Origin of the sequence: Domibacillus antri, from assembly GCF_001936625.1 — a bacterium.
Taxonomy (GTDB): domain Bacteria; phylum Bacillota; class Bacilli; order Bacillales; family Domibacillaceae; genus Domibacillus; species Domibacillus antri.
The window spans coordinates 27,776-52,363 of sequence record NZ_MSDU01000017.1; the positions used below are offsets into that span (position 1 = coordinate 27,776).

The 24,588-nt window shown below is 45.0% G+C and carries 26 protein-coding genes and 3 pseudogenes; 7 read left to right on the forward strand and 22 right to left on the reverse strand.

From position 1 onward, the window contains the following. Window positions 1-4: 4 nt before the first annotated feature. The 4 genes from BTO30_RS09105 to BTO30_RS09120 all read right to left on the reverse strand — a co-directional run bounded on the left by BTO30_RS09105 (window position 5) and on the right by BTO30_RS09120 (window position 2,774). Entirely contained in the window at window positions 5-226 is a 222-nt protein-coding gene (locus BTO30_RS09105; protein ID WP_075398418.1) for a DUF3906 family protein, read from the reverse strand. 14 nt (window positions 227-240) lie between these two features. Next, on the reverse strand, window positions 241-837 hold the full coding sequence (cysC, locus tag BTO30_RS09110; protein ID WP_075398419.1) for an adenylyl-sulfate kinase: 597 nt from the start codon (window positions 835-837) through the stop codon (window positions 241-243). Between the two features lie 16 nt (window positions 838-853). Next, a complete protein-coding gene (gene sat, locus BTO30_RS09115; protein ID WP_075398420.1) occupies window positions 854-1,993 on the reverse strand; it encodes a sulfate adenylyltransferase in 1,140 nt (379 codons plus the stop codon). A 64-nt stretch (window positions 1,994-2,057) separates the two neighbouring features. After that, window positions 2,058-2,774, reverse strand: coding sequence for a phosphoadenylyl-sulfate reductase (locus tag BTO30_RS09120; protein WP_075398421.1), 717 nt, complete (start codon window positions 2,772-2,774; stop codon window positions 2,058-2,060). A gap of 204 nt (window positions 2,775-2,978) precedes the next feature. Between BTO30_RS09120 and BTO30_RS09125 the strand changes: the two genes are divergently transcribed. Next, complete coding sequence (locus tag BTO30_RS09125) at window positions 2,979-4,601, forward strand: ABC-F family ATP-binding cassette domain-containing protein (protein WP_075398422.1); 1,623 nt, start codon at window positions 2,979-2,981, stop codon at window positions 4,599-4,601. Window positions 4,602-4,639: 38 nt separating this feature from the next. Here the strand turns inward: BTO30_RS09125 and BTO30_RS09130 are convergent. The 3 genes and pseudogenes from BTO30_RS09130 to BTO30_RS09140 form a co-directional block, all read right to left on the reverse strand. Further along, window positions 4,640-5,059, reverse strand: a pseudogene (locus tag BTO30_RS09130) (universal stress protein). Between the two features lie 31 nt (window positions 5,060-5,090). Beyond that, window positions 5,091-6,408 (reverse strand): annotated as a pseudogene (locus tag BTO30_RS09135) (FAD-dependent oxidoreductase). Further along, on the reverse strand, window positions 6,408-6,686 hold the full coding sequence (locus BTO30_RS09140; RefSeq protein WP_075398423.1) for a GNAT family N-acetyltransferase: 279 nt from the start codon (window positions 6,684-6,686) through the stop codon (window positions 6,408-6,410). Before BTO30_RS09140 ends, BTO30_RS09135 begins: the two are co-directional and overlap by 1 nt. 144 nt (window positions 6,687-6,830) lie before the next feature. On the opposite strand from BTO30_RS09140, the gene trhA reads away from it, so the two are divergent. Then, window positions 6,831-7,484 carry a PAQR family membrane homeostasis protein TrhA gene (gene trhA, locus BTO30_RS09145; RefSeq protein WP_075398424.1) on the forward strand — a complete coding sequence of 218 codons (654 nt, stop codon included), beginning with the start codon at window positions 6,831-6,833 and terminating at the stop codon, window positions 7,482-7,484. Between the two features lie 36 nt (window positions 7,485-7,520). On the opposite strand, the gene BTO30_RS09150 is transcribed toward trhA, so the two are convergent. The 10 genes and pseudogenes from BTO30_RS09150 to BTO30_RS09190 all read right to left on the reverse strand — a co-directional run bounded on the left by BTO30_RS09150 (window position 7,521) and on the right by BTO30_RS09190 (window position 15,961). Continuing rightward, window positions 7,521-8,285 carry a tripartite tricarboxylate transporter substrate-binding protein gene (locus BTO30_RS09150; RefSeq protein ID WP_083632347.1) on the reverse strand — a complete coding sequence of 255 codons (765 nt, stop codon included), beginning with the start codon at window positions 8,283-8,285 and terminating at the stop codon, window positions 7,521-7,523. Next, window positions 8,231-8,440 carry a hypothetical protein gene (locus BTO30_RS09155; protein ID WP_075398426.1) on the reverse strand — a complete coding sequence of 70 codons (210 nt, stop codon included), beginning with the start codon at window positions 8,438-8,440 and terminating at the stop codon, window positions 8,231-8,233. The genes BTO30_RS09150 and BTO30_RS09155 overlap by 55 nt, the downstream gene beginning before the upstream one ends. 149 nt (window positions 8,441-8,589) lie before the next feature. Next, the gene (locus BTO30_RS09160; protein WP_075398427.1) at window positions 8,590-9,792 is read right to left on the reverse strand and encodes an MFS transporter; all 1,203 of its coding nucleotides are present in this window, start codon (window positions 9,790-9,792) and stop codon (window positions 8,590-8,592) included. 82 nt (window positions 9,793-9,874) lie between these two features. After that, window positions 9,875-10,164, reverse strand: a pseudogene (locus BTO30_RS09165) (Replication termination protein). Window positions 10,165-10,331: 167 nt separating this feature from the next. Then, window positions 10,332-11,312 (reverse strand): stage V sporulation protein AD, encoded by a 981-nt coding sequence (spoVAD, locus tag BTO30_RS09170; RefSeq protein ID WP_075398428.1) that lies wholly within the window; start codon window positions 11,310-11,312, stop codon window positions 10,332-10,334. Window positions 11,313-11,393: 81 nt separating this feature from the next. Further along, window positions 11,394-12,071 (reverse strand): phospholipase D-like domain-containing protein, encoded by a 678-nt coding sequence (locus BTO30_RS16835; protein ID WP_083632348.1) that lies wholly within the window; start codon window positions 12,069-12,071, stop codon window positions 11,394-11,396. A 144-nt stretch (window positions 12,072-12,215) separates the two neighbouring features. Beyond that, window positions 12,216-12,833, reverse strand: coding sequence for a phospholipase D-like domain-containing protein (locus BTO30_RS16840; RefSeq protein WP_083632349.1), 618 nt, complete (start codon window positions 12,831-12,833; stop codon window positions 12,216-12,218). A 71-nt stretch (window positions 12,834-12,904) separates the two neighbouring features. After that, a complete protein-coding gene (locus tag BTO30_RS09180; RefSeq protein WP_075398429.1) occupies window positions 12,905-13,972 on the reverse strand; it encodes an acetyl-CoA C-acyltransferase in 1,068 nt (355 codons plus the stop codon). Further along, window positions 13,969-15,375 (reverse strand): AMP-binding protein, encoded by a 1,407-nt coding sequence (locus tag BTO30_RS09185; RefSeq protein WP_075398430.1) that lies wholly within the window; start codon window positions 15,373-15,375, stop codon window positions 13,969-13,971. Before BTO30_RS09185 ends, BTO30_RS09180 begins: the two co-directional genes overlap by 4 nt. A 31-nt stretch (window positions 15,376-15,406) precedes the next feature. Next, entirely contained in the window at window positions 15,407-15,961 is a 555-nt protein-coding gene (locus BTO30_RS09190; RefSeq protein WP_075398431.1) for a biotin transporter BioY, read from the reverse strand. Between the two features lie 172 nt (window positions 15,962-16,133). On the opposite strand from BTO30_RS09190, the gene BTO30_RS09195 reads away from it, so the two are divergent. Together BTO30_RS09195 and BTO30_RS09200 are read left to right on the forward strand one after the other, a co-directional pair. Beyond that, window positions 16,134-17,303 carry an aminotransferase class I/II-fold pyridoxal phosphate-dependent enzyme gene (locus BTO30_RS09195; RefSeq protein ID WP_075398432.1) on the forward strand — a complete coding sequence of 390 codons (1,170 nt, stop codon included), beginning with the start codon at window positions 16,134-16,136 and terminating at the stop codon, window positions 17,301-17,303. 13 nt (window positions 17,304-17,316) lie between these two features. Then, window positions 17,317-18,678, forward strand: coding sequence for a TrkH family potassium uptake protein (locus BTO30_RS09200; RefSeq protein ID WP_425429450.1), 1,362 nt, complete (start codon window positions 17,317-17,319; stop codon window positions 18,676-18,678). An 80-nt stretch (window positions 18,679-18,758) separates the two neighbouring features. Here BTO30_RS09200 and BTO30_RS09205 read toward each other — a convergent pair whose 3' ends face one another. From BTO30_RS09205 to bioB, 5 genes are all read right to left on the reverse strand, one after another. Continuing rightward, window positions 18,759-19,382, reverse strand: a complete 624-nt coding sequence (locus BTO30_RS09205; protein ID WP_245796413.1) for an LrgB family protein — start codon at window positions 19,380-19,382, stop codon at window positions 18,759-18,761. Window positions 19,383-19,429: 47 nt separating this feature from the next. Continuing rightward, on the reverse strand, window positions 19,430-19,810 hold the full coding sequence (locus BTO30_RS09210; protein WP_075398512.1) for a CidA/LrgA family protein: 381 nt from the start codon (window positions 19,808-19,810) through the stop codon (window positions 19,430-19,432). 2 nt (window positions 19,811-19,812) lie between these two features. Continuing rightward, complete coding sequence (locus tag BTO30_RS09215; RefSeq protein ID WP_075398434.1) at window positions 19,813-20,160, reverse strand: MaoC family dehydratase; 348 nt, start codon at window positions 20,158-20,160, stop codon at window positions 19,813-19,815. After that, window positions 20,153-20,551, reverse strand: a complete 399-nt coding sequence (locus BTO30_RS09220; RefSeq protein ID WP_075398435.1) for an FAS1-like dehydratase domain-containing protein — start codon at window positions 20,549-20,551, stop codon at window positions 20,153-20,155. The genes BTO30_RS09215 and BTO30_RS09220 overlap by 8 nt, the downstream gene beginning before the upstream one ends. Window positions 20,552-20,625: 74 nt before the next feature. Then, window positions 20,626-21,624 carry a biotin synthase BioB gene (gene bioB, locus BTO30_RS09225; protein WP_075398436.1) on the reverse strand — a complete coding sequence of 333 codons (999 nt, stop codon included), beginning with the start codon at window positions 21,622-21,624 and terminating at the stop codon, window positions 20,626-20,628. A 181-nt stretch (window positions 21,625-21,805) separates the two neighbouring features. Here bioB and yidC point away from each other — a divergent pair, with 181 nt between their 5' ends. The 3 genes from yidC to BTO30_RS09240 all read left to right on the forward strand — a co-directional run bounded on the left by yidC (window position 21,806) and on the right by BTO30_RS09240 (window position 24,578). Beyond that, window positions 21,806-22,570, forward strand: a complete 765-nt coding sequence (yidC, locus tag BTO30_RS09230) for a membrane protein insertase YidC (RefSeq protein ID WP_075398437.1) — start codon at window positions 21,806-21,808, stop codon at window positions 22,568-22,570. Between the two features lie 186 nt (window positions 22,571-22,756). Beyond that, window positions 22,757-23,449 (forward strand): 5-bromo-4-chloroindolyl phosphate hydrolysis family protein, encoded by a 693-nt coding sequence (locus tag BTO30_RS09235; protein ID WP_075398438.1) that lies wholly within the window; start codon window positions 22,757-22,759, stop codon window positions 23,447-23,449. After that, window positions 23,394-24,578 carry a toxic anion resistance protein gene (locus BTO30_RS09240; protein ID WP_075398439.1) on the forward strand — a complete coding sequence of 395 codons (1,185 nt, stop codon included), beginning with the start codon at window positions 23,394-23,396 and terminating at the stop codon, window positions 24,576-24,578. The genes BTO30_RS09235 and BTO30_RS09240 overlap by 56 nt, the downstream gene beginning before the upstream one ends. Window positions 24,579-24,588 lie beyond the last annotated feature (10 nt).

Here is a 24,588-nt window from a genome sequence, read left to right on the forward strand (position 1 = left end):
TATCTTATCGTGTATCCGTTCCGGGAGCAGGGGGGATGTACCCTGCTCCGCCTCGGATTCGTTTCTTTTCGTACAGTGTAACTTCTTTGTAGTCAGGTAGTGTGACATAAAACTTTTCAAGTTCGTCATCGACCTGGCTGAAAGCTTGTTCATCATTTTCTGCCAGGATAACAGCCTGCACTGTTTCTCCACTCGTTAAAACAATGTCAAATCGGTATAAATACATGCTTATGCAGCTCGTTACAGCCAGTTATTTTTCTTTAAATAGTCCACAAGCTGATCAACACACTCATCAACAGAATATTGGTCGGTGTTCAACACAAGCTCCGGTTTATCAGGTGCTTCATACGGGGACGAGATGCCTGTAAACTCAGGGATTTCTCCAGCGCGCGCCTTTTTGTATAGTCCTTTAGGATCGCGCTCTTCGCATTTTTCAATTGGGCATTCTACAAATACTTCGATAAACTCGCCTTCTTCAAGAAGTGCACGAACAGTTTCACGATCTTCGCGGAATGGAGAAATAAAGGCTGTAAAGACCATTTGACCGCTGTCAACGAATAATTTCGCCACTTCACCGATGCGGCGGATATTTTCTTTACGCGCTTCATCGGAAAAGCCCAAGTCTTTATTTAATCCGTGACGGACATTGTCACCGTCTAATACATACGTGCTTACGCCGAGATCAAATAAACGGCGTGCTGCTGCATTTGCAACAGTTGATTTGCCGGAGCCCGACAGCCCGGTAAACCAGAGAACCGAGCTGTGATGTCCGTTTTTTTTGCGGCGTTCTTCTTTTGTCAATGATTGTTCATGCCAGACGATATTATTGTTAGTCATGTGTATACGCTCCTTCTTAGCTGTTCGCCGTTTCTTTCATTCCGCGGATTAATACTTCAACCACTTCTTTGCGGCTGAATTCAGCTGGCGGAACCTGACCGGAACGAAGCATTTCACGCACTTTCGTACCGGAAAGAATCACATGATCTTCCTTGCCGTGCGGGCATGTTTTGGACGATGCCATGTTGCCGCATTTTGTGCAGTAGAAGCTATGTTCAAAGAACAAAAGAGAAATGCCGATTTCTTCTGCTGTAAAGTTCGAGAAAATTTCCTGCGCCTCATATGTGCCGTAATAGTCACCAACTCCCGCGTGATCACGGCCGACAATAAAATGTGTGCAGCCATAGTTTTTACGGACAAGCGCATGGAAGATAGCTTCACGAGGCCCAGCGTAGCGCATTGCCGCCGGGAATACTGCAAGCTTCACCCGGTCAGCCGGGTAATAGTCACGAAGCAATACTTGATAGCTCTCCATTCGGATTTCCGCTGAAATATCATCGGATTTTGTTTCGCCAACGAGAGGATTCAACAATAATGCGTCGACGATTTCAAGCGCAGATTTTTGAATGTACTCATGCGCACGGTGAACCGGATTGCGCGTTTGGAAACCAACGACGCTTTTCCACCCGTTCTCTTTAAAAATGCGGCGTGTTTCCGCTGGATCAAAGTAAAACTCCGCAAATTTTTCGCGTTCAATCCGTTTGACAAGTGTAACCGGTCCGCCAAGATAAATGTGGCCGCGGTCGTATACTTTTTTCACGCCGGGATGTGCTTCTTCTGTTGTTTTATATACGTTTTGCGCTTCCACTTTTTGATCTGGCTCGTAAATGTCTGTAATGTTTAAAACGCCGTAAACAACACCGTTTTGCTTCAAAAGAACACTATCTCCTGTTGCATAACCTGAAGCATCTTTTACAGGCAATGTAATCGGCAGGCTCCAAACTGTGCCGTTTGCGAGACGCATATCCTTTACAACGCTCTGGTAATCTTTTTCTGTGAGAAAGCCTGTTAATGGACTGAATGCGCCAGTTGCGATCAATTCAAGATCACTCAACGCTGTTGCATCTAGTTCGACTTCTTTTGTGATGCCGGATAAATCAAGATCCGGCTGATATTGGTTAATAAGGTGGCCTCCATGGGCAGCGATGTTTGTCATGTGTGTTACACCCTCCGATTCATTTAAATCATATATATATACTTGGTTTTACCGTCAAAAAAAATTACGCTTCTGTATGAAGACCGCATTCCGTTTTACCGGAACCGCTCCAGCGGCCGGAACGAATGTCGTCCATTGAAAATGCCGGTTTCGTGCACGGCGCACAGCCAATGCTCGGATAGCCCTGGTCGTGAAGCACATTGTAATCAAGTTCGTGCTTCGTTACGTAGCGCCATACTTCTTTCCATGTCCAGTGAATAAGCGGGCACACTTTAATTTTCTCAAAACGTTTGTCGAGATTGATGTAGTTTGTGTTCGCTCTTGATTCTGACTGCTCGCGTCGAAGTCCGGAAATCCAGGCTGTTGATGGAGCAAGTGCTTTTTGAAGCGGAATAATCTTGCGGATTTCACAGCATTTATTCGGGTTCGTTTTGAAAAGATCAGGACCAAATTGTGTAGCCTGTTCCTCAATTGTTAAGTCTGGCTGCTGTATGCGGATATTTAATTCCGGATAGCGCGCTTTTACTTTATCAATGGTTTCGTACGTTTCTTTGAAATGATAGTTTGTGTCGAGAAAAACAATTTCAGCGTCCGGCTTTACCTGTGCGATCAAGTCAATGAGGACAATACCTTCAATGCCGAAACTGCAGGCATAAACAAGTTTTTCTCCGTATGTCTCATAGGCCCATCGAAGCGTTTCAAGAGCCCCTTTCGTTTCCGAATCTGCTGGAAAGTCCGGGATTTGTGCCTGCGCATCGTTCCATGATTCAAACGTAATCATTTATTCCACCTCACTCATTATGTCTCTGTATGAATGAATTTAGTTTATCAGAAAATAGTGTAAAGTCAATCCTATTTCATTACTCGGAATTAAAAAAAGTCTTTTTTCTTATTTGAAAATGCTTTCAAATTTGTATATGTTCTTTTTTTATACGTGTGATGATATAATCAGATGCGATGAATTTATTTTGGGAGGATAAAAAATTTGATTACTGTACAAGATGTCAGTCTTCGCTTTGGCGATAAGAAATTGTTTGAAGATATTAATTTAAAATTCACTCCGGGTAACTGCTATGGATTAATCGGTGCGAACGGCGCCGGTAAATCGACGTTCGTTAAGATTTTGTCGGGCGATCTTGAACCGCAGACAGGCCATGTATCGATGCCGAAAGATGCGCGCCTTGCTGTTTTGAAACAGAATCACTTTGAATATGAAGAATTTGGTGTGCTCGAGACCGTTATGATGGGTCATGCCCGCCTTTATGAAGTTATGAAAGAAAAAGACGCCATTTATATGAAAGCGGACTTCACAGATGAAGACGGGATGCGTGCGGCAGAGCTTGAAGGCGAATTTGCAGAAATGAACGGGTGGGAAGCAGAATCGGAAGCAGCCATTTTGCTTTCGGGACTCGGAATTCCGGAATCTCTCCATGATAAGCAAATGTCCGACCTGGATGGTTCTGATAAGGTAAAAGTACTTCTTGCCCAGGCACTGTTTGGTAAACCCGATGTTCTTTTGCTGGATGAGCCGACAAACCATCTGGATATTGAAGCGATCCGCTGGCTGGAAGAGTTCTTAATTAATTTTGAAAACACGGTTATCGTTGTGTCCCACGACCGTCACTTTTTGAATAAAGTATGTACGCACACAGCAGATCTGGATTTTGGTAAAATTCAAATTTATGCCGGAAACTATGATTTTTGGTACGAGTCAAGCCAGCTTGCCCAAAAGCTGCAGGCTGATGCGAATAAGAAAAAAGAAGAAAAGATTAAAGAACTTCAGGCGTTTATTGCCCGCTTCAGTGCGAATGCATCGAAATCAAAGCAGGCGACGTCTCGTAAAAAATCACTCGACAAAATCACACTTGATGATATTAAACCTTCATCCCGCCGCTATCCATACGTTCAATTCCAGCCTGAGCGTGAAATCGGCAACGATGTTCTTCGCGTGGAAGGTCTGTCTAAAACAATTGACGGCGTGAAAGTACTGGATAACATAAGCTTTATTATGAATAAAGATGATAAGATTGCATTGGTCGGCACGAACGAGGCGGCTAAAACAGCGCTCTTCAAAATTTTAGCGGGTGAAATGGAGCCGGATGAGGGCACATATAAATGGGGTGTGACGACATCTCAGGCTTATTTCCCGAAAGATAACTCGGAATACTTTGAAGGGTCAGAGCTGACACTTGTTGAGTGGCTGCGCCAATTTTCGCCGGCTGATGAAAGTGAAAGCTTCCTTCGCGGCTTCCTTGGACGGATGCTGTTCTCGGGTGAAGAAGCGCTGAAAAAAGCGAGTGTCCTCTCCGGAGGGGAAAAAGTGCGCTGTATGCTGTCAAAAATGATGCTTTCCGGAGCAAACATCTTACTGCTCGATGAACCGACGAACCACCTTGATCTTGAATCCATTACAGCTCTGAATAATGGTCTTATCAACTTCAAAGGCTCATTGATTTTTGCTTCACATGACCATCAGTTCGTACAGTCAACAGCGAACCGGATTATTGATATTACACCAAACGGCGTGATCGATAAACAAATGACGTATGACGAATATTTAGATGATGCGGAACTGCAGAAGAAAGTAAAAGCGATGTATGCATCTTAAAAAAAAAGACGGCTCCTTTTGAAAGGATGCCGTCTTTTCTATTTAACAATCAAAACTGGACAATCGACACGCTTTACCACTTTATGGCTGACGCTGCCAAGCACAAACTGCTGCAGGTTGTTTAGTCCGCGGCTGCCAAGAATCACGAGATCCACGCTTTCACTGTTTGCCTATTTTACAATGGCCGGACCCGGTTCACCCTGTTTCAGCAAAACAGAATACCGGATGCCTTCCCGTTCAAACAGTTCTTCATGACGGCTGAGTTGATCCTGCCGCTCCCGCTGCGCGGCAATAAGGCTTTCCTCGTGAAGAACTGCTTTTTTTGAATCATCTGCATTCATAATGTGGAGCAATGTCACCAGACAGCCGGCAGACCGGTTTGCAAAATACACCGCTTGTTCTGCAGCCCGGTATGAATGATCCGATCCATCGGCTGCCACTACTATTTGTTCATACATCCTAAATCCCCTCCTGACGATACGAACCTCTTTACCTTGCCCGGCGCGCCGCCTGCTGGAGCGGGTCCCATACACCGTTTACCGGCGGAGAATAGCTTAAATCAAGATCTTCCAACTCTTCTATTGTCATCCGGTTAAAAAGAGCGGCGGCGAGGACGTCAATCCGCTTTTCCGCCCCGTTTTTTCCAATGGCCTGGCCGCCCAGCAAAACACCGGTATGAGGATCATAAACCAGTTTTAGGTGAAGCGGCTCCGCATCAGGATAATAGCCGGCTTTATCGCGGGTTTGAATGCGGGACGTTTCATAAGGAATACTCTTTTTTTGCCTCTTTTTCCGTTAGTCCTGTTGAAGCTGCAATTAAATCAAAAAACTTGATAACGGATGTGCCGGCTACACCTTTAAATGAGCGGTTTTTACCGGCCATATTCAATCCGGCAATGCGCCCCTGTTTATTAGCGGTGGTGCCGAGAGGAATGTAATCCGGCTTCTGTTTGACAAGATGAAAATGAGTGGCACAGTCACCCGCCGCGTAAATGCCGGGTATCGAGGTCTCCAGTTTGTCATTGACGATCAGCGCCCCGTTTTCAAACATCTGGATACCCGTCTTTTTTAAGAATGCCGTATTAGGACGAATGCCGACAGAGGCAATAATAAGATCTGCCTTATACGTATTAACATCTGTTTTGATTTCGCCGTTTTCGATAGATTGTACATGTTCGTTCAAAGTCAGCAGAACACCTTGATGCTCTGCTTCCAAATGAAGAAGTTCGGCCATATCCGGGGCAAACATCGAGACAATATAACTGCTGCGCTGAATGATCCGCACCCGTTTTCGCAGCCGGTGAATATTTTCAGCCATTTCAAGGCCGATATATCCCCCGCCGACGATGACGACATCTTCAACATTATGATGGAGATCGTGTAAAAGGCGTTCTGTATCGGGAATGGTCTTTACAACGTGAACGGTTTTGATGCCGCTGCCTTTCCATGTCGGTACTAGCGGACTTGCGCCGGTTGCGATTAATAACTGATCATACGGAATGGTAAAAGGTTCCCCATTTTGAAGGTTAATGCCTGAAACAGTCCGGTGATCCGGATCGACCGACGTCACTTCATGTAAAATACGCGCATCAATGCCGTATTTTGATCGAAATGTTTCCACAGTTCTGGCTATGAGCTGATCCGCTGAGTCTATTAAGCCGCCAACCACATACGGCAGCCCGCACTGGACGTAAGAGTAAACGCGTCCTTTTTCCAAAACGGTGATGTCGGCCTGTTCATCATGGTGAACAATTTGCATCGCTGCACTCATGCCGGCTGCATCGCCGCCGATAATGACGTATTTCATTATTTCAATGCCGATACATCGTCGTACTGGCTGCCGCGGGCAAATTTAGCCACTACATAGGAACATGTCGGGATAATTTTCAAATCGTTTTCACGCGCATACCCGACAAGCGCATCCAGGAGCTGAGCGGCTGTTCCGACGCCGCGCATTTCCTCCGACACATACGTATGATTCGCATTAATTTTCCCTTCCCCTGCAGGAACGTACGTAATTTCTGCCACACGCCGTCCTTCCTTTTCGATATAAAACATGCCTTCTTTATGCTGAATCTCTACCATTAAAAAAACCCCTTTCTTTTTTTATCTAGTATACCCAATTCTATACAGGGCTTTAAACCATTTTTCAATTTTCGAACAGGAATAAACAAAGAAGGATATGGTACAATAGAACTCAATTTAATAGCTGGAAAGGAGTTGTCGTTTTTGAAAGACCGTTCGACAACACACATTTTCTCAAAAGGTGAAGAAATTGCGAATTCGATTACACATGGCATCGGTGCATTATTAAGTATCGCTGCACTCGTTTTGCTCATTGTCTTCTCTGCATTGCATGGGAACGGCTGGCATTTAGCCGGGTTCACGGTGTTTGGCATCACCATGTTTCTGCTCTACATGTCGTCAACACTTGTGCACAGCTTCCCGCAAGGAAAAGTAAAAGACTTATTTGAGATATTTGATCATTCATCCATTTACTTGTTTATTGCAGGCACGTATACCCCATTTTTATTTATCGCGGTAAAAGGGGCGCTCGGATGGTGGCTTTTTGGTGCAGTTTGGGGACTGGCGCTGATCGGGACCGTCTTTAAATGCTTTTTCGTAAAAAGATTCGTCGTTCTGTCGACGGTTGTCTATGTCATTATGGGCTGGCTCATTGTGTTTGCCTGGGACCGTCTCGTTGATGCACTGTCACCGTTGACCCTTGCTTTTTTGGTGACAGGAGGCATTTTATATACAGTCGGCGCGCTTTTTTACGTATGGCGCGGATTTAAATATCACCATATGATCTGGCATCTTTTTGTTCTTGCCGCCAGCATCTTTCATTTCTTCGCTGTCCTCGGACTGCTCCCGGACGCCTGAAAAACCATTCCCGAAAAGCGGGAATGGTTTTTTCGTTCATTCATTCATGAAATGGCGGTATTTTCTCGTATCAGATTCCAAAAGCTTTATCGTGTCAATACTGTTCCGGTAAAAAGGCGTCCATTGGTTTTTTTTCATCTCGTCTTTCCACACCGAGGAAGCGCTAACTTTCGATAGAAGAACAGACCATTGCCTTTTTTCTTCTTCAGACATTTCTTTTGGACCCATCACACCGCGCCAATGTGGAAAAACGAGATCAATGCCTTGTTCTTTCCAGGTAGGCACATTCGGCATGCTGTCGAGCCTTTCTTCAGATGAAATGGCTAAGATCCTCACTTCTCCTTTTGTCAGCATTTTCGCGGATTGAGAGGAAGATAATGACGCGGCTGCGATCTCGCTGGATTGAAGAGCTGAAGCAAGGGAAGGGGCATCATCATATCGAAAAAAGCGCAGCTGTGAAGCGGCGATTCCTTCTGAACGGGCCGCCTGTGCAAACGCAATTTGATCATCGTTGCCAAACTGAGGTTCAATTCCAATCGGGTTTGCATCCGGGTCGTTTTTTAACTGGTTCATCAAATCCGCAATAGTTTGGATGGGGGAATCAGCCGGGACGATGACAGACTGCCACTCGCTGGCCATTGTTGCCAGCGGTGTAAAGTCCTGATAGGTCATCGTGCTATAGCCGAGTAATTCATTTGTAATAACAAGGCTTGATGTCATCGCAACAGTATTCCCCTTTTCTTCATTTAACGAGGACCATCCATTATCGCCGCCATCTCCTTTTCTGTACTCAATCCGGATGGGCCGGTTTGAACCGACAGACGGTGTGCCTGTTCAACTGTTTCCTCGGTCTGAATGAAATAAAAAACAGCAGACATCCCGGCAATAATAAGAAAAAGAAGAGAAAAAACAAGTGTAAATATTTTTGTCCTAAGTGGAATGATCTGCTTCTTCATACTGTCTCCTGATCACTTTTTTAAAATTGTACGAAACATTGACGAAGAAAGAAAGAGAAAATCCCCGTTTTTGCGAAAACCGGACGGGGATGCGTTGGAAACAGAGAAGTCACTCCCGCTCTATCGTCACATCGGAGGAATTCCTTCATTTACTGTTCCCTGCTGCGTAACATTGCATCAGACGGTAAAAAGATGGCGATAACCCCCAAAATCGGCAGAGAACCAGCAATGATCATCACACTTCTTATTCCGAACGAATCCGCCAGCGTACCGAATAATACCGCACCAATTGCGCCCATTCCGAATGCAAGTCCGACAATAAGACCCGACGCCATTCCTACTTTCCCCGGCAATAGTTCCTGAGCGTATACAACCGCCACACTGAAGCTCGATAAAATAATGAATCCAGTGAGAACCAGGACGGGAAGGACGGCGCTTTCCGGTAAATGTGGAAGCATCAATGTGAATGGTAAAGCGCCAATCATGGAAAACAGCAAAATGTTTTTCCGTCCGAAACGATCCGCCAGCGGGCCGCCCAAAAACGTGCCGGCTACACCTGCCCCAAGAAAAGCAAACAAATAAAACTGTGCTTTTGGGATGGAAAACGCATAATCTTCAATTAAATAAAACTGATAAAAGTTCGTAATGGCAGCTGCATACCACGAGCGGGCGAACACAAACATGATAAGCAAAAAGACAGCAATTTTTATTGCTTTCGTTATCGTCTGACCGGAATGATTTTGTTCTTTTTTATGTACATTATCCGGTGTATGTTCTCTGTACCAGACTGAGACTCTATATAACAAATACACACCAGCCGCCGAGACACTTGTAAATAGCAGCGCTCCATGCTGCCCGAATGGGACAAATAAAAGAGCAGTAAAAACAGGAGCGAGCGACTGTCCTCCATTTCCACCCATTTGATAAATGGATTGTGCAAGCCCCCTTCTTGGTCCTGCCGCCATATAAGCAACCCGCGAGCCTTCCGGGTGAAAAACAGCTGAAGCAATGCCAATCAGTAAAGCGGCGAGCATAACGAAAATAAAGTTCGGCGCAAGTGCATATCCGATGACACCGGCCGTTGATAACACCATCGCAAATGGTAAAAAATATGGCCGGGGTTTCACATCAGCAGCCGCACCGAATACAGGCTGCATGATCGATGAGGTCATATTTAACATAAACGCGATCCAGCCGAGCTGCGCATAAGATAAATGCAGAGACTTTTCAAGAATCGGAAACATAGCGGGTACGACAGATTGGATGGAATCATTTATAAAATGGCTTCCGCTGATCGCAAATAATATGCCATAAGCTGTATACTCTGTATTCTTCTGACTCACAACGTGCAGCTCCTTCCGTTATTTAGACAAGCGAAATATATAAAAAAGCCCCTGCTGTGCAGAAGCAATAAGTACTTGCATTATATCGAAATTAATACACGTCTTCCAGTGCTTTTCGTAAAAGAGACATACTCCGATCCAGGTCGGTTTTCACCTGTTTTTTGTACAATTTGGCTTTTTCATAATCCGCAAACTGATAAATAACAATTTCTTTATATTTGGCCCCCTCCTGCACTTTTTTTGGCGCATTAAAATCCCATCGTCAATGAGTTCGTGCAAAGACCGGTATATTTCTGAATGGTTTGGCTCGTATCCAAATGGTTTAAAAGAGGCTTTTAATTCATCCATAGCCTGCATCCCGTACATTTTATGTTCTTCCACAAATCGGATCATATACAATTTTAAAAAAGCGCGCTGCTTAATTAAAAATTTCCCTTCACCTCTTGGCATGTCAATCACGTCCAGTCTATAATGTTTTCTTTCATTTTAACATAGTGGACTATAGACTTGTTGTTTAAAATAGTTTAATTTGAATTTTGCATATAATGTTATTTGTCTATTCTGAGTTCGACTGCATGCGCAATGCATGGAATCGAATCTTTTTGTAAAACTGATAATGGGGATAGCAGTGCACCTGTGGCCGCAATAAGGACGCGTGTCCACTCACCCGACTTCATTTTTTGATAAATATGCCCGCATGTCACAGCTGCTGAACAGCCGGCACCGGACCCGCCGGAAAACACTTGCGGTTCTGAACCATACAATAGTTCTCCGCAGTCTAAAATGGTTGCGTCAGATAGATCCATGCCGCTGTCTTTCAATAATTTAACTGCAATTTGCTTACCCGTTCTGCCTAAATCTCCCGTTATTATACAATCAAATTGTTCAGGTTCCTGAACGTGGCGAATAATGGTATCTGCCGCTGCCGGTGCCATCGCGGCTCCCATATTAAATGGATCTTTCAATCCGTAATCCATCACCCGTCCAGGTGTTGCCGAATGGATGTATGGACCATCACCGCTGCCGGATAGAACGGCGGCTCCGCAGGCTGTAGCGGTCCATTGAGAAACCGGGGGCTTTTGACCGCCATATTCGGTTGGATAACGAAATTGTTTTTCGACAGCGGCATTATGGCTCGCTGCAGCTGTCAGCACATGTTGCGCATAACCCCCGTCAATAAGAGCCGCGCCTGTCATAAAACCTGCCATTGACGTCGCGCATGCGTTAAATAAACCGATGAATGGGATGGATAGTGTACGTGCCGCAAAGTTTGTCGGGGTCATTTGGTTGATTAAATCTCCCGCTAAAAAAACATCGACTTCTTCGTTTTGAAGCCTCGCTTTTTTCAGCGCATGAATAGAGGCGTCTTCCATTAAACGCCGCTGTGCTTTTTCAAAACTTGCTTCACCGCCGTAAAGTCTGTCAAAAAATTGATCAAACGACGCTGAAAGAGGTCCTTTCGCTTCAAAGGGCCCGCCCACGGCAGAAGCGGATTTGATGACCGGTTTTGTTTTAAATATCCACGTCATGGTCAAACCATCCTTTTTTTAAGTAGAATGAGCCGGTCTATTGTTTTTATACATACAAAAAACGGCCAGAGCCGCTTTCACTTAAAACGTTGTAAAATGAAGGAGTTTCTGAATGGTATAAATGATTCTTTTGCCTAATGCCATTTCATCATCATGTACTTCATAATCTGCCGTAAAAACCGCGCCTTTGTTTTCCCATAACATATGAAAATAGCCTTCCACTTCTGTCATGATGCTGCTGTCATGCGCGGCAGAAATTTTTACGTCTGTTTCCAAATTAAAATTGTTTAAATTTCTCGATGTATGATTGGCTGATCCGCTGATGATAACTGCTTCTTCTTTTTGTTTCACATACATCATTTTAGGATGAAACTGCTCGGGAGAAAGCGCATACCACCGCACATCGATTTTTCCATCTGTATCCTCAATCAGTTCCGACGCCATTGGAATATTGGGCAGGCCCGTTTTTTTCTGGCCAAATGAATGTTTATTCGTATCGAGAATAAGATTCGCCTTTACACCACGGTTCGCTGCATCTGTCAGTCCTTCAATTACGGTCCGGTCCGCTAAATAAAACATGACCAGCCATATTTCGTCCCCTTGAACCGTTGAAGCGATTTCATTTCGGATGGCTTCCTGCACCTTTCCTTCCGTTACAAGCTGTACTTGAACATTCCCATTGTCTTTATGCCTCGGTACTGCATCCGGAAAATTCGTTTCACGCCTTGTATCCGCTGCCGCTTTTTCACTTTTCAGCATGTCATTGACAAGGGCCCCTTTGACTTCGAATGCAACATTTGCAAAGTACGCACTTGCATCATGCGGATTGGCTGAACTGATGAGAGTTGTTTTTTCCGTTGTGACGGTTTTGCGATGATTGGCTTTTACATTAAATAAGGTTAATTAGGAACGGACCGTCATATCCGGCGCTGTTTCCGCAAACGCATTTGACAGCCAGCCGTTATGGCTGCCGCCAAACCATGAAAACAGCATTCGGTATAGGCCGCTGTAGACTGGTGTCGAATCTCTCAGCGGGTCCATGTTTGTGATCACGACATCGATTCCAGCTGCTTTCATTTGTTCAAATTCCGGCACGCTGTGTGAATGATAGGATGTGTTCACTTCATCCGAAATAAAAATGATCGGCAAATCAGGATTCTCTCTTTTTTTCGTCAATAACACATCCGTAATATTCTTTACATTGCCCGGGTATTCTTTATCTTTCTCGTGATAAGAATTGAATAAAAAATAATCGATGACAATAAATTCTTCTGCTTCATCAATGATTTCCAATGTGCGGGTGAAAATCTCCTCTTTAAAAAACTTCTCATCATTTCGTTCACCGGAAACATTGTAGAAAAAATCAATGTCTTTTTCCGAAACAAGATATTCTTTACTTTCGTATGAGATATTTTCAGGAAGAGGCTTGTAAACGTTATACAGCATCACAATGACATATACAGACAAAAAAAGAATGGCCGTCAGCCGCCATTTCCCCCATTTATCCATTCTTTTTTTCATGCCCGTTCTCCCCTCTCTATGTTTCTTTTACCATACCCCGATGCGTAAGAGAGATAAACCGGTTAGAACGATTAATTTATATATTCAAACAGCATCGCCACGCCAATCCCACCGGCACTGCCGACAGCTGCTATGCCATATTTCACCCGCTTTTCAGGCATGCCGTAAAACAGCCGGAGCACAAGCATCGCACCGGATGCACCGTATGGATGACCAAGCGCCAGTCCTCCTCCATATACATTTATTCTTTGAATAGGAATGTTTAGTTCACGGGCCGTATACAAAATTTTAACGGCAAATGCTTCGTTGATTTCCCACAAGCCGATGTCCCGGGCGGTTAAATGGTGATGCTTCAACAATTTTTGAATCGCGGGTACAGGCGTGGCGGCTGGGAAATTCGGGTCAGCGCCTGCTGCAGCACTGCCAACTATTTTTAAGCCTTTGCTTGCTTTTGAAGTAAGCGTGACCGCGCATGCGGCATCATTAAATGCCGACGAATTAATGGCCGTTACAGTGCCGCCCGATTGAAAAGCGGCTTTTGCCCGACCCGCCAGCTTTTCAATCGGGCGCTTTTTCATGGCCGCTTCATCTTTCGTTATTCCGTTCACCGGCACCACTTCCTTCTGGAAAAGCCCGCGCGCGGCAGAATCATAATAGCGATTGTAGCTGAGTATGGCATAATGATCCTGATCAGTTCGTGAAATTTGTTCCCGCTCTGCCAGCCATTCCGCCGCGATCCCCATTTCCGGATCGCCTATATACGGCGGTGAAAAAACAGCTTTTTCCGGACGGGGTGAAGTACTGGAGCTTTCGCAGCCACCCGCAATAATGCAGTCTGCTTCCCCGGATTTAATAAGCGATGCCGCGAGACGAATCGCTTCTAAGCCGGATGAACATTGCCGGTCAATCGTCAACCCCGGGACCGTGTCCGGCAAACCTGCCAGTAAGGAAGAGAGTCTGGCGATATTACCGCCCGGGCCAGTGACATTGCCCAGAATGACTTCATTCGGAGGGGATTGAAGTCTGTCGGATAACTTTTTGATCACCGGTGCCGCCAGCTGTTCAGCACCTGCTTTTTTTAAAATACCGCCTTTTATGCCAACCGGTGTCCGGTAAGCTTCTGTTATAAACACATTCATTTAAACGCCTCCAGTGCCATCCTTTTCACTTCACTGCGGGCAATTTTTCCGTTTGTCGTATAGGTCAGTAAGTCTACGTTCATCCATTTACGCGGGACTTTTTCAATCGAAAGAGAAGACTTTGTATACGTTTGAAGCTCAGAAGGCTTCGCAGTACCTGTATAAAAACAAATGATCCGCTCCCCTAAATGTACATCAGGGATCGATGTAACGGCCACTTCTTTCACTCCAGCGTGATTTAAAATCACTCTCTCTACTTCTTCCGGATACACGTTGACCCCGCCAGTGATGATCATAAATTGTTCGCGCCCGACAATATATAAATATCCTTCTTCATCCATAAACCCCGCATCTCCAACCGTATAAAAACCATCTTCTCCAATGTCCATCCGATACGAACCATTCATGGCATATCCGCTGAAAAGCATCGGGCTTTTCACATAAACGACTCCCGTTTCCCCAGTCGGCACCACCCGCCCCCCGCTGCGGATTTCAATAGTCACACCAGTGCTTGGCCTGCCTGATGACGCCGGCTTTCGTTTATAGTCATCCGGCGTCATATAGGAGACAAAGCTCAACTCAGACGCGCCATAAAACTCATAAAGCGCGGCGTTTGTGTGGCGTTCCATCCATTCCCGCTTCCGCTCAGCCGTCCAGCCGGCGCCGGACAAAAAGACAATTCCTCTTCCTTTTAAATCAAGATCCATTTGCAGCAGTGATTCCAGCATCGTCGGTACCGCATAAAAAACAAACGTTTTTTCATTTTTCATCGTACGGGCGCATTGATGCGGCAAAAATTTTTCATGAAGGATAAGCTTTTGTCCAGAATATAACGCAAAAGCGGCGCCATATAAAAAAAGGGAATGGTGAACAGGGCCGGAGATAATAGCCGCCTCTTTTCCATTAAGCGGAAAATCAGAAAGACCTGCTTCAAAACTTTTCACCCAGGACCGGTGCCCTCTGGCAAACTGCTTCGGTACACCGCTTGACCCTGAGGTAAAACCGGAATAAAAAACGGCTTCTTCATCATGGCAGCAAAAGTCAGTCGGGTCTGTGTTCAAGATCATTTCTCCTACAGCTTCCAATTCTTCTTTTCCAATAAAAATCCGTGGCACCGCCATCCGCAGCCGTTCTTCCTTTTCTGCCTCTTTCATCCGCGCATCAAGCGGCATAAAAGTCCAGCCGGCACGGGCTGCTCCACAAAAAAGCGCCAATGATTCCCATCTATTCACCGCGGTAAGGGCAACGGTTTCACCTGGCTGCCCGAACGACAATAACCAGTTTGCCGCTTTTTTCGTGATGGCTTCCCATTCTCCATATGTAAAGGTTTTTGTTTCTGTCTCCATAAACAACGAATCCGGGCACGATTGTGCCCGGAGCGGAAATGTGGATGTAATATTCATTCGTAATCCCCCCACATCATTATATCAAAATTTACGCGGCCCGGCGGAATGACGGGACCGCCTGCAGGGCATCCCGCAGCTTTGGAACAAGAACGGCCGCAGCGGCTGATTTAATCAAGTCACCCGGAATAAAAGCCATGCTTGCAATCGCCACTTCTTGAATGCCGACTCCGGTTATGAATGATTGAACCGGAATACCGATGGCGTACAGGACGGCCACACCACCGATGACATTCGCCGTAAAAGTCCGGCGTACCGTTAATTTAGCTGCACGTTCTGTCAACAAACCGACCACAAACGCACCGGCAATCCATGAAATTAAAAAGCCTGCGCTTGGCCCGGCAAAAACAGCAAGGCCTCCTCGGCCGCCCGCAAGAAGCGGCGCGCCTGCTGCAACAACAAGCAAAAAGATGATTTGACTGACAGCTCCGAGTCTGGAGCCAAGAATGCCTCCCGCAATCATAACGCCGATTGTTTGAAAGGATATCGGTACGGGTGTGAATGAGAGCGGGATTGGCGGCAAGAAGCCTAAAACCGCCATAATTGCCGCAAACATCGCGGCTTGTATCCAATGAATTGTACGCATTGTGTATTGCCTCCATTACGTTGTTTTTAACAGTGTAATCGACATATCTTTTTATTGTCAACCTGATTTTATTACAGTTAACAATCAAGGTTTATATTCGACACCCACAAGGTCCTGCCTCTATGGTAAAATATAGCCCATGCATACATATTTACAAGCAGGGAGTGCTTTTTTGATGATTGAACCTTCAGTGAAAATGGCTTCTTTTCAGCCGTCTATTTTCAGTGATCTAAAACAGTATACCGATTTAAAGAGACACGAAGGGATGAAGCTGATCGACCTTAGCTTAGGCAGCCCCGACTTGCCGCCGGATGAAAGAATCCGAAATGTCCTTGTTGAAGAAAGTGCTAAAATTTCTTCATATGGTTATACGCTGGGCGGGACAAAGCGGTTTAATCAAGCTGTTTCTCATTATTATGCCCGACGCTCCGGGGTCAAGCTTAATCCTGAAACCGATGTTTTACAAACGATGGGTTCACAGGAAGGACTCATTCACTTGCCGATTGCCTTCTGCAATCCGGGCGATGTCGTCATCATGACAAACCCCGCGTATGTCGCATATGAAGCGGGTATTACGCTGGCCGGGGCCGTTCCTTTTTACATGCCGCTCCTTGAAGAAAATGGCTACTTACCGGATATAGAGGCGATTCCTGATGAAGTAGCAAAAAAAGCAAAGCTTATGATCTTAAATTTGCCGGGCAATCCGGTGCCGGCCATGCCGAATGCCGCTTTTTTTGACAAAGTGATTTCTTTTGCGCGGCGCTATAACGTTGCTGTTTTGCATGATGCCGCGTACTCGGAATTTTATTTTACCGGCACAGCTCCGTTCAGTTTTTTATCGATTCCGGGTGCTCTGGATGTCGGAATCGAAATTAATTCTCTTTCCAAAAGCTTCAGTCTGGCCGGAGCCCGTATTGCCTATATTGCCGGAAACTCGAACATGATTGCGGTATTGAAACAGCTGAAGTCCAATCTTGATTACGGTGTGTTCGCCCCGGTACAGGAGGCTGCGGCTGTGGCTCTTGATCACGCAGAAGAAATTACGGATCGGCTTCGCTCTGAATTTGTGCATCGCCGGGATGTCCTTGTTAAAGGGCTGCATGACATTGGCTGGACGGTGTCAAAACCGGAGGGCGGGATGTTTTTATGGGCGAAAATACCGGATGGTGCGGATGACCGGGCGTTCGTCTTTGAGGCCATTGACCGCTCAGGTATCGTCATGATTCCCGGAAGTGCTTTTGGAACGAGCGGTGCCGGATATGTCCGGATTGCACTCGTACAGCCGGCAGATGTCCTTGAAAAAGCGGCCGGCCGCTTAAAAATAATGGTCACAAGAAAATGATCGGTGGAGCAGAATGATGATAAAACCTTTAAAGGTGAGAAAAGCGTTAAAGCTTTCTCCATTCCAGCTGATCGTTCTTCTTTATTTGACCGGAGCTGTTTTTTCAAGCTTTTTACTGCTTATTCCGATTGCTCATAAACCAAATGCGGATATATCTTTTATCGATGCCGTCTTTGTCGCCGTCAGCGCGCTCAGTGTCACCGGTTTATCGCCGGTCAGCACCGTCGATACATTCAGCACAACCGGTTATTTTTTTATTATGCTGATTTTGCAGGTCGGCGGCGTCGGGATTATGACGTTCAGTTCCATGGTATGGCTGTTGTTCGGAAAACGGATTGGGATGCGGGAGCGTCAGCTCATTATGGCGGACCAAAACAGGACGGACCTAAATGGACTGGTGAAATTAATGAGAGAAATCTTCCTGCTGATTTTGATTATTGAAGCCGTTGGTGCCATCATTCTGGGCATTTACTTTACTCAATATTATCCAACTGTTTCCGAAGCGTTCCTTCACGGACTGTTTGCTTCGATCAGCGCGACAACAAACGGCGGATTCGATATTACCGGCGCGTCTCTCATTCCATACGCAAACGATTATTTTGTGCAGTTTATCAATATGATCTTAATCATTCTCGGCGCGATCGGTTTTCCTGTTTTGATTGAGTTTAAAGATTTTATGACCTATCGCGGCTCGCGGAAGTATGGATTCAGCCTTTTTACAAAGTTAACGGTGACCATGTACGCCATTTTAGCCATCATTGGTATAGCAGGTATCTATTTGTTTGAACGGCATTCCTTTTTGGCTGATAAAAACTGGCATGAATCTTTTTTTTACGCGGCGTTTCAATCGATCGCTTCAAGAAGCGGCGGACTGACCACAATGGATTTAAACGATTTTTCTTCTCCAACACTGCTGTTATTGTCCATTTTAATGTTTATCGGGGCCTCTCCTTCAAGCGTCGGCGGAGGACTCCGGACGACCACCGTTGCGATTGCGGTATTGAGCGTTTTTACATTTGCGCGGGGCAAGAATACGATCAAAGTGTTCAACCGTGAAGTCCACCCTATTGATATGCACCGGTCATTCGTCGTTTTGGTCACTGGAACATTCATTTGGGGTATGGCCATTATGTTCATGTCTTATTTGGAACCGGAGATTGCTTTGCTGCCGATTGTGTATGAAGTGTCATCCGCTTTCGGTACGACCGGCTCCTCACTCGGCATTACAAGCCATTTAAGCACACCGGCCAAAATGATCTTAATTATGCTTATGTTTATCGGACGTGTCGGGTTATTCTCCCTTCTTTTCCTGATCCGCGGGAAAGAAATAAAAGAAGCCTACCATTATCCGAGAGAACGTATTTTAATCGGGTAACCGAAAAAAAGCCGTCGTCGATGACGGCTTTTTTTCTATGTGGATTTCTTTCTGATCGAAAAACTTTGTTTATAAATGATTTATTGAATAAGCGGAAAAAACCAAGGCAGCACGAAGGAAGTTACAATTGCCGCAAACCCCATAGCCGCGCTGGATACAGCTCCCTGTACAGGTCCTTCCAAAACAGCCTGGCTTGTCCCGATACCGTGTGAAACAGTCCCGATACCGAGTCCTCTCGAAAAAGGATCTGTTATATTCATGGCCGTCAACAGAAATGGACCAAATACAGCACCAAAAATACCGGCAACCATAACAAATGCCGCAGCGAGAGCCGGATCACCGCCGATAATGACGGCAGCTTCGATGGCCACGGGTGTCGTTACAGCTTTGACAGCGGACGTCGCTTGAATCGTGTCGGACAGACCGAATGCGGAGGCGATCCAGACTGCGGACGCGATAGTCGACAATGTCCCGACTATAAGCCCTGCAGCAGCCGGGATAAGCCGGTCACGCAATACATCACGGTTATGATAAAGCGGGACGGCAAGCGCGACTGTCGCCGGTCCAAGTAAAAACGTCATCATATCTTTTGCCGGCGTGTACTGCTCATACGAAACATCTGCCAAAAGAAGCAGCACAATCAGGACAGCGGTTGATGTAAATACCGGTGTGGTAAAAGGGGATGGAAACCGGCGGGCAAGCATTCTCGATGACAGATACACCGCAATGGTAAGGACGATATAAATGAACGTCAACTGTGCTCCCTCCTTTGCCCTTTCACTTTTTTCGATAAACGGTCTGTCAGCGCCGCCGTAACAAATAAGCCGATGATCGAGCTGCCCGCAATCATCACGATTAAAGCAAGGCCGTCCGTTTTAATTAATCCTCCATACGCCATCAAACCCACAGCAATTGGAATAAAGAAAAACGCCAAATGTTTATTAAGGAAAGCCGCTCCTTTTTCAACATAGTGCATATGTATAAGGCCTTTTGACAGTAAAACAAGCAAAACGATCATACCGAATACGCTTGCAGGAATTGGGATATGAAGAAACGTGACAATGACGACTGACAGCTGATATAAAAGAGTCAACAGAAAGATTTGGCCGACAAACAACAAAGCCTCTTTCATCTTCACGCTGTAAATGTCCCTTTCATTTTGATTTCGCCGGCTTCATTTTCAACCATGATATTCCCTTTTCCAGCTTTTCTGTCCGTCCACTCTCCTTTTACAAAAAGCAATTCATCCGGGTACGTCATCGCTTGAAAACGGACATCATATTCCTTTAAAGACTGAATTCCCCACTCTCTGAGCGCAGAGCTGCCCATTGCCATGACAAGCATACCATGAACGATACAGTCTTTCAGCCCCGCTTTTTTTGCGGCTTCCGGATCGGTATGAATCGGGTTGAAATCCCCGGACGCTGCTGCATATTGTTTTATTTGCTCACGGGTGATCAAAACGGAAATAGGCTCAAACATAGCGGTCTCCTTTCTGTTCAATGAGGGTTGAACGTGAAATCATGACGCATTCCCCGCCCCTATTGTATTTTGTTTCCAGTTTCACGAATGTCCTGCCTCGTTTTGTCGTTTTCCCTGTCAAAAAAACGGCGGCTTCAATTGTGTCACCCGTAAAAATGGGTGATATGTATTTGTATTGCTGTGACCCGTGCAGCACGCATGACGGATCGAACGCCAGCAGGTCCGTTAATTTTTCAAATGACATCCCGCCGTGAAAGTCAATTACCGTAGCATACGTTGGCGGAACGAGATTGCCTGCATCGTTTATACCAATTACGTTTTTCAACGCTTCAACTTGCTTTTCATTTATTGTATGGGTATAGCGATGCAATTCAATGTGTTCATTTGTCATGGTCATCCTTCCTTTCTCATCATGATTTTACCATAATCAAAAACAAAAGCGACCCCTTGGCGGGATCACTTTTGTTACGCGTTTACAGGTTCCTGTTCGTGTGCTGTTTCCACAACAAAACCCATTTCTTCAATCATTTTATGATCGGCTGTCGCCGCTTGTCCTTCCGTCGTTAAGTAATTGCCGAGGAAAATGGAATTGGCTGCATATAAGCCGAGCGGCTGCAGCGAGCGTAAATTCACTTCACGTCCTCCTGAAATACGAATTTCTTTTGACGGATTGGTGAAACGGAACAAAGCTAATACTTTTAGGCAATAAGAAGGTGTTAAGGGATCTGCATTTTCTAATGGTGTGCCCGGGATCGCATGTAAAAAGTTCACCGGAATCGAATCAGCATCTAGGACCCGCAAACTTTTGGCCATGTCAATAACATCTTCTTTTGTTTCACCCATTCCGATAATCACACCGGAACAAGGTGACATACCGCTCTCCTTCACATGCCCAACCGTTTCGGTGCGGTCATCATATGTATGTGTTGTCGTAATGTCTGAATGGTGATTTTTTGATGTATTAATATTATGATTATACCGGTCGACACCTGCTTCTTTCAGTGTTTCTGCCTGTTCCGGTTTTAAAATCCCTAAACACGCACAAATGCGCATTGGATATTTTTCTTTTATTTCTTCGACCGCTCCGGCCACCGTCTCAAGCTCTTTTTTTGACGGGCCGCGTCCGCTTGCCACGATACAATATGTTCCTGCTCCAAGTGAATACGCCCGTTCCGCGCCCGCGACGATCTGATCTTTATCCATCATTCTGTATTTTTCAATCGGTGCATCAGAACGTACAGACTGTGAACAATAACCGCAGTCTTCCGGACAAAGACCTGATTTCGTGTTAATGATCATATTTAATTTCACTTTATTGCCATAAAAATGGCGGCGGATTTTGTATGCGCCGTCGAGCAGCTGAAGCAGCTCTTCATCTGAACTGTTCAAAATCGAAAGCGCTTCCTCATTGGTTAATTCATGTCCGTTTAACACATTTTCCGCCAGATTGCTCCACTGATTCATTATGCATCTCTCCTTTTCTTCTATTGTCAGAATAAAGGAAAAGTTTCTATAATGTCAACTTATTTTTATATTAAGTTTACTAATATCCTCTCGCTGGTTCATTGTTTTCATAGAAAAAAAGGAGTATACTTTTTTTGTCTATAGCAACTTGCCTTTTTTCAGGCGCAGGAGGAAAATCATTTTGAAAAAACCATTATTACTCGCGTTCACTTTGCTTTTAGCAGCCCTTTTGTCGGGGTGTCAAAGTGCGCAGACGGAAGGTCATTTCTTTCACGACTATTTAGTCAATCCATTCGTCCAGCTTATTCATTCACTTGGCGTCATGCTCGGCAGTTACGGTTTAGCTATTATTGTCATTACGATCGCTGTCCGGCTTGTTTTAATGCCGCTTATGTTGAATTCAATGAAAAAGCAGGCCGTGATGCGTCAAAAAATGGAAATCGTTAAGCCGAAAATGACCGAAATTCAAGAACGGTTAAAGGCGGCCAAAAATCCAGAAGAACAGCGAAAAATTCAAATGGAAATGATGGGACTGTACAAAGAGCATGATATCAACCCGATGTCGATGGGCTGCCTGCCTATGCTTCTTCAAATGCCCGTTTGGATGGGTCTTTATTATGCTATTACTATTTCAGAGGACATTAAAACGCATGAATTTTTATGGTACCAGCTCGGTCAGCCTGATATAGCGATGGCGCTGATTGCAGGAGTAATGTATTACATTCAATTTAAAATTTCCATGCAGACAATGCCTGCTGAACAGCAGCAGCAAATGAAAATTATCGGTTTATTATCACCTGCAATGATCTTAATTTTCTCTTTAAACACTCCGGCTGCACTCCCTCTTTACTGGGCCGTCAGCGGATTGATTTTAATTTTCCAATCATGGCTCGGACGCAAATATTTTCAAACACATCCGCCTGTTGAGGAAGGATCAAAATCATAAAGAACAGATGCCCTGCTGATCCAGGGCATTTTTTTATTGTGCAAATGAACGTTCTTTTGTACAGTGATTAAAAGAACTTTTTTCGGGAAAAAGTGAAACTATTCCTGCATTTGAACCGTATGAAAGAAAATAGCAACGCTCAATTTGCAGCAAATGAAAATAATGAAAATGTGGAGTGGATGTAATATGCGGTACTCTTTCTACTGGTTCCGGCGCTTGCTTGTGGCTTTTGCTGCCGCACTGCTTGTCGGCAGCCTGTTTGACGGGTTTCTCACGTACGCTGCATTCGCGGCGTCATTTGGGGCAGTCTTTATGCTGTATACGAACCTCGGCAATATGCGTATCCGAAAAAAATATGGTTTAAACCGGAAAGAATATTACTATATACTGGATCAATTGAAGGAGGCGAAGCTGAAGCTTTCCCGCCTGCAGCATTTATTTTTAAAAGTGCGCAGTCTTAGCTCGCTCCGACAGATGATTGAGTTAAACAGCCTCGTCAAGCGTATTTATTCCGTCGTCAAAAAAGAACCAAAGCGATTTTATGAAATTGAACCGTTCTTTTATTCACATCTGGATTCAGTCGTCGAACTGGCTGAAAAATCAGCTCTGTTATCGAGCAAAAAAGTAAAAGGAAACGATATGAAGCAGGCGCTCATCGAAACGAAAGAAACGCTTGGTGATTTATCGAAAACACTTGAAGGCGACCTTCGCCAAGTGCTCGCACGCGATATTGAACATTTAACGATTGAGCTCGATGTCGCTCAAAAAAGAGTAAAAAAGAAGACTTTAACATTCGAACAAGCTACGGAAGGAGAACCAGAAGATGAACAACGAATTTCAACGACAACCGGCACCCGCTCCGGACGTAAAAAAAGATGATTTATTAGAAGATCTGCTCGCTGATCCGTTCGGTGATATGCCGTCTGCACCAGAAGCGGCAGCATCACCATCTGTTCAATCCAAAATGCTGATTGATGTTCTCCCCGCTGAACACCGGCAAAAAGCAGAACAGCTGGCCTCGCAAATTGACGCAGGTAATCAGCAGGCGGTCTTTTCATTCGGAACAGCTGCTCAAACGAAACTGTCTGATTTCTCTCATCATATACTCGGTCACGTACAACGAAAAGATATCGGTCCGATCGGCGATATATTAAATGATTTAATGAAAAATTTAAAAAACGTCGATCCGGATGAACTGCGTGACGAAAAGAAAAATGTTTTTGCCCGCATGTTCGGTAAAGTGTCCGATTCCGTTCAGGAAGTGATGACCCGCTATCAGAAAGTAGGCTCACAAATTGACCGGATCAGCGTGAAACTGGAACATTCTAAACGCGGTCTCATTGAAGATATACGCATGCTGGAGCAGTTATATGATAAAAATAAAGAATACTTTCAAGCGCTTAATATTTACATCGCAGCCGGCGAGCTGAAGCTTGAAGAACTTGAAACAAAAACGATTCCGGAACTTCGCCAAAAAGCAGAGCGGACGGGCGATCAAATGGATTTTCAAGACGTGAACGATATGGTTCAGTTTGCCGACCGTTTAGAAAAACGGCTGCATGACTTGAAATTAAGCCGGCAAATTACCATTCAAAGCGCACCTCAAATCCGTTTAGTTCAAAATACAAATCAGGCGCTCGCAGAAAAAATTCAGTCCTCTATTTTAACCGCCGTGCCGCTCTGGAAAAACCAGATTGCCATTGCGTTAACACTTGTCCGCCAGCAAAAAGCGGTTGAAGCACAAAAACAAGTGTCCAAAACGACAAATGAACTTTTGTTGAAAAATTCGGAAATGCTGAAAGTCAATTCGATTGAAACGGCGAAAGAGAATGAACGAGGTCTTGTTGATATCGAAACGCTGAAGAAAACCCAGGAAAACTTAATTACAACACTCGAAGAAACGATCCGCATCCAGCAGGACGGACGGGCTAAACGAAAAGCGGCGGAAGAAGAATTAATCGTGATGGAAGACGATTTAAAACAACGTCTCCTTCGCTTAAAACAATAAGAAACAGCGG

Bases quoted from the DNA above. Each gene is read 5' to 3' on its own strand.
- BTO30_RS09215 (WP_075398434.1), bottom strand. From the start codon at position 20,160: ATGTTTGAGCCTATTTCCGTTTTGATCACCCGTGAGCAAATAAAACAA.
- BTO30_RS09155 (WP_075398426.1), bottom strand. From the start codon at position 8,440: ATGAAGAAGCAGATCATTCCACTTAGGACAAAAATATTTACACTTGTT.
- BTO30_RS09205 (WP_245796413.1), bottom strand. From the start codon at position 19,382: ATGCTTGCCCGCCGGTTTCCATCCCCTTTTACCACACCGGTATTTACA.
- BTO30_RS09120 (WP_075398421.1), bottom strand. From the start codon at position 2,774: ATGATTACGTTTGAATCATGGAACGATGCGCAGGCACAAATCCCGGAC.
- BTO30_RS09210 (WP_075398512.1), bottom strand. From the start codon at position 19,810: ATGAAAGAGGCTTTGTTGTTTGTCGGCCAAATCTTTCTGTTGACTCTT.
- BTO30_RS09185 (WP_075398430.1), bottom strand. From the start codon at position 15,375: ATGAATATTACATCCACATTTCCGCTCCGGGCACAATCGTGCCCGGAT.
- BTO30_RS16835 (WP_083632348.1), bottom strand. From the start codon at position 12,071: ATGCTGAAAAGTGAAAAAGCGGCAGCGGATACAAGGCGTGAAACGAAT.
- BTO30_RS09190 (WP_075398431.1), bottom strand. From the start codon at position 15,961: ATGCGTACAATTCATTGGATACAAGCCGCGATGTTTGCGGCAATTATG.
- cysC (WP_075398419.1), bottom strand. From the start codon at position 837: ATGACTAACAATAATATCGTCTGGCATGAACAATCATTGACAAAAGAA.
- spoVAD (WP_075398428.1), bottom strand. From the start codon at position 11,312: ATGACGTGGATATTTAAAACAAAACCGGTCATCAAATCCGCTTCTGCC.
- BTO30_RS09200 (WP_425429450.1), top strand. From the start codon at position 17,317: ATGATGATAAAACCTTTAAAGGTGAGAAAAGCGTTAAAGCTTTCTCCA.
- sat (WP_075398420.1), bottom strand. From the start codon at position 1,993: ATGACAAACATCGCTGCCCATGGAGGCCACCTTATTAACCAATATCAG.
- BTO30_RS09220 (WP_075398435.1), bottom strand. From the start codon at position 20,551: ATGACAAATGAACACATTGAATTGCATCGCTATACCCATACAATAAAT.
- BTO30_RS09180 (WP_075398429.1), bottom strand. From the start codon at position 13,972: ATGAATGTGTTTATAACAGAAGCTTACCGGACACCGGTTGGCATAAAA.
- BTO30_RS09240 (WP_075398439.1), top strand. From the start codon at position 23,394: ATGAACAACGAATTTCAACGACAACCGGCACCCGCTCCGGACGTAAAA.
- BTO30_RS09140 (WP_075398423.1), bottom strand. From the start codon at position 6,686: ATGGTAGAGATTCAGCATAAAGAAGGCATGTTTTATATCGAAAAGGAA.
- BTO30_RS09105 (WP_075398418.1), bottom strand. From the start codon at position 226: ATGTATTTATACCGATTTGACATTGTTTTAACGAGTGGAGAAACAGTG.
- bioB (WP_075398436.1), bottom strand. From the start codon at position 21,624: ATGAATCAGTGGAGCAATCTGGCGGAAAATGTGTTAAACGGACATGAA.
- BTO30_RS09235 (WP_075398438.1), top strand. From the start codon at position 22,757: ATGCGGTACTCTTTCTACTGGTTCCGGCGCTTGCTTGTGGCTTTTGCT.
- BTO30_RS16840 (WP_083632349.1), bottom strand. From the start codon at position 12,833: ATGAAAAAAAGAATGGATAAATGGGGGAAATGGCGGCTGACGGCCATT.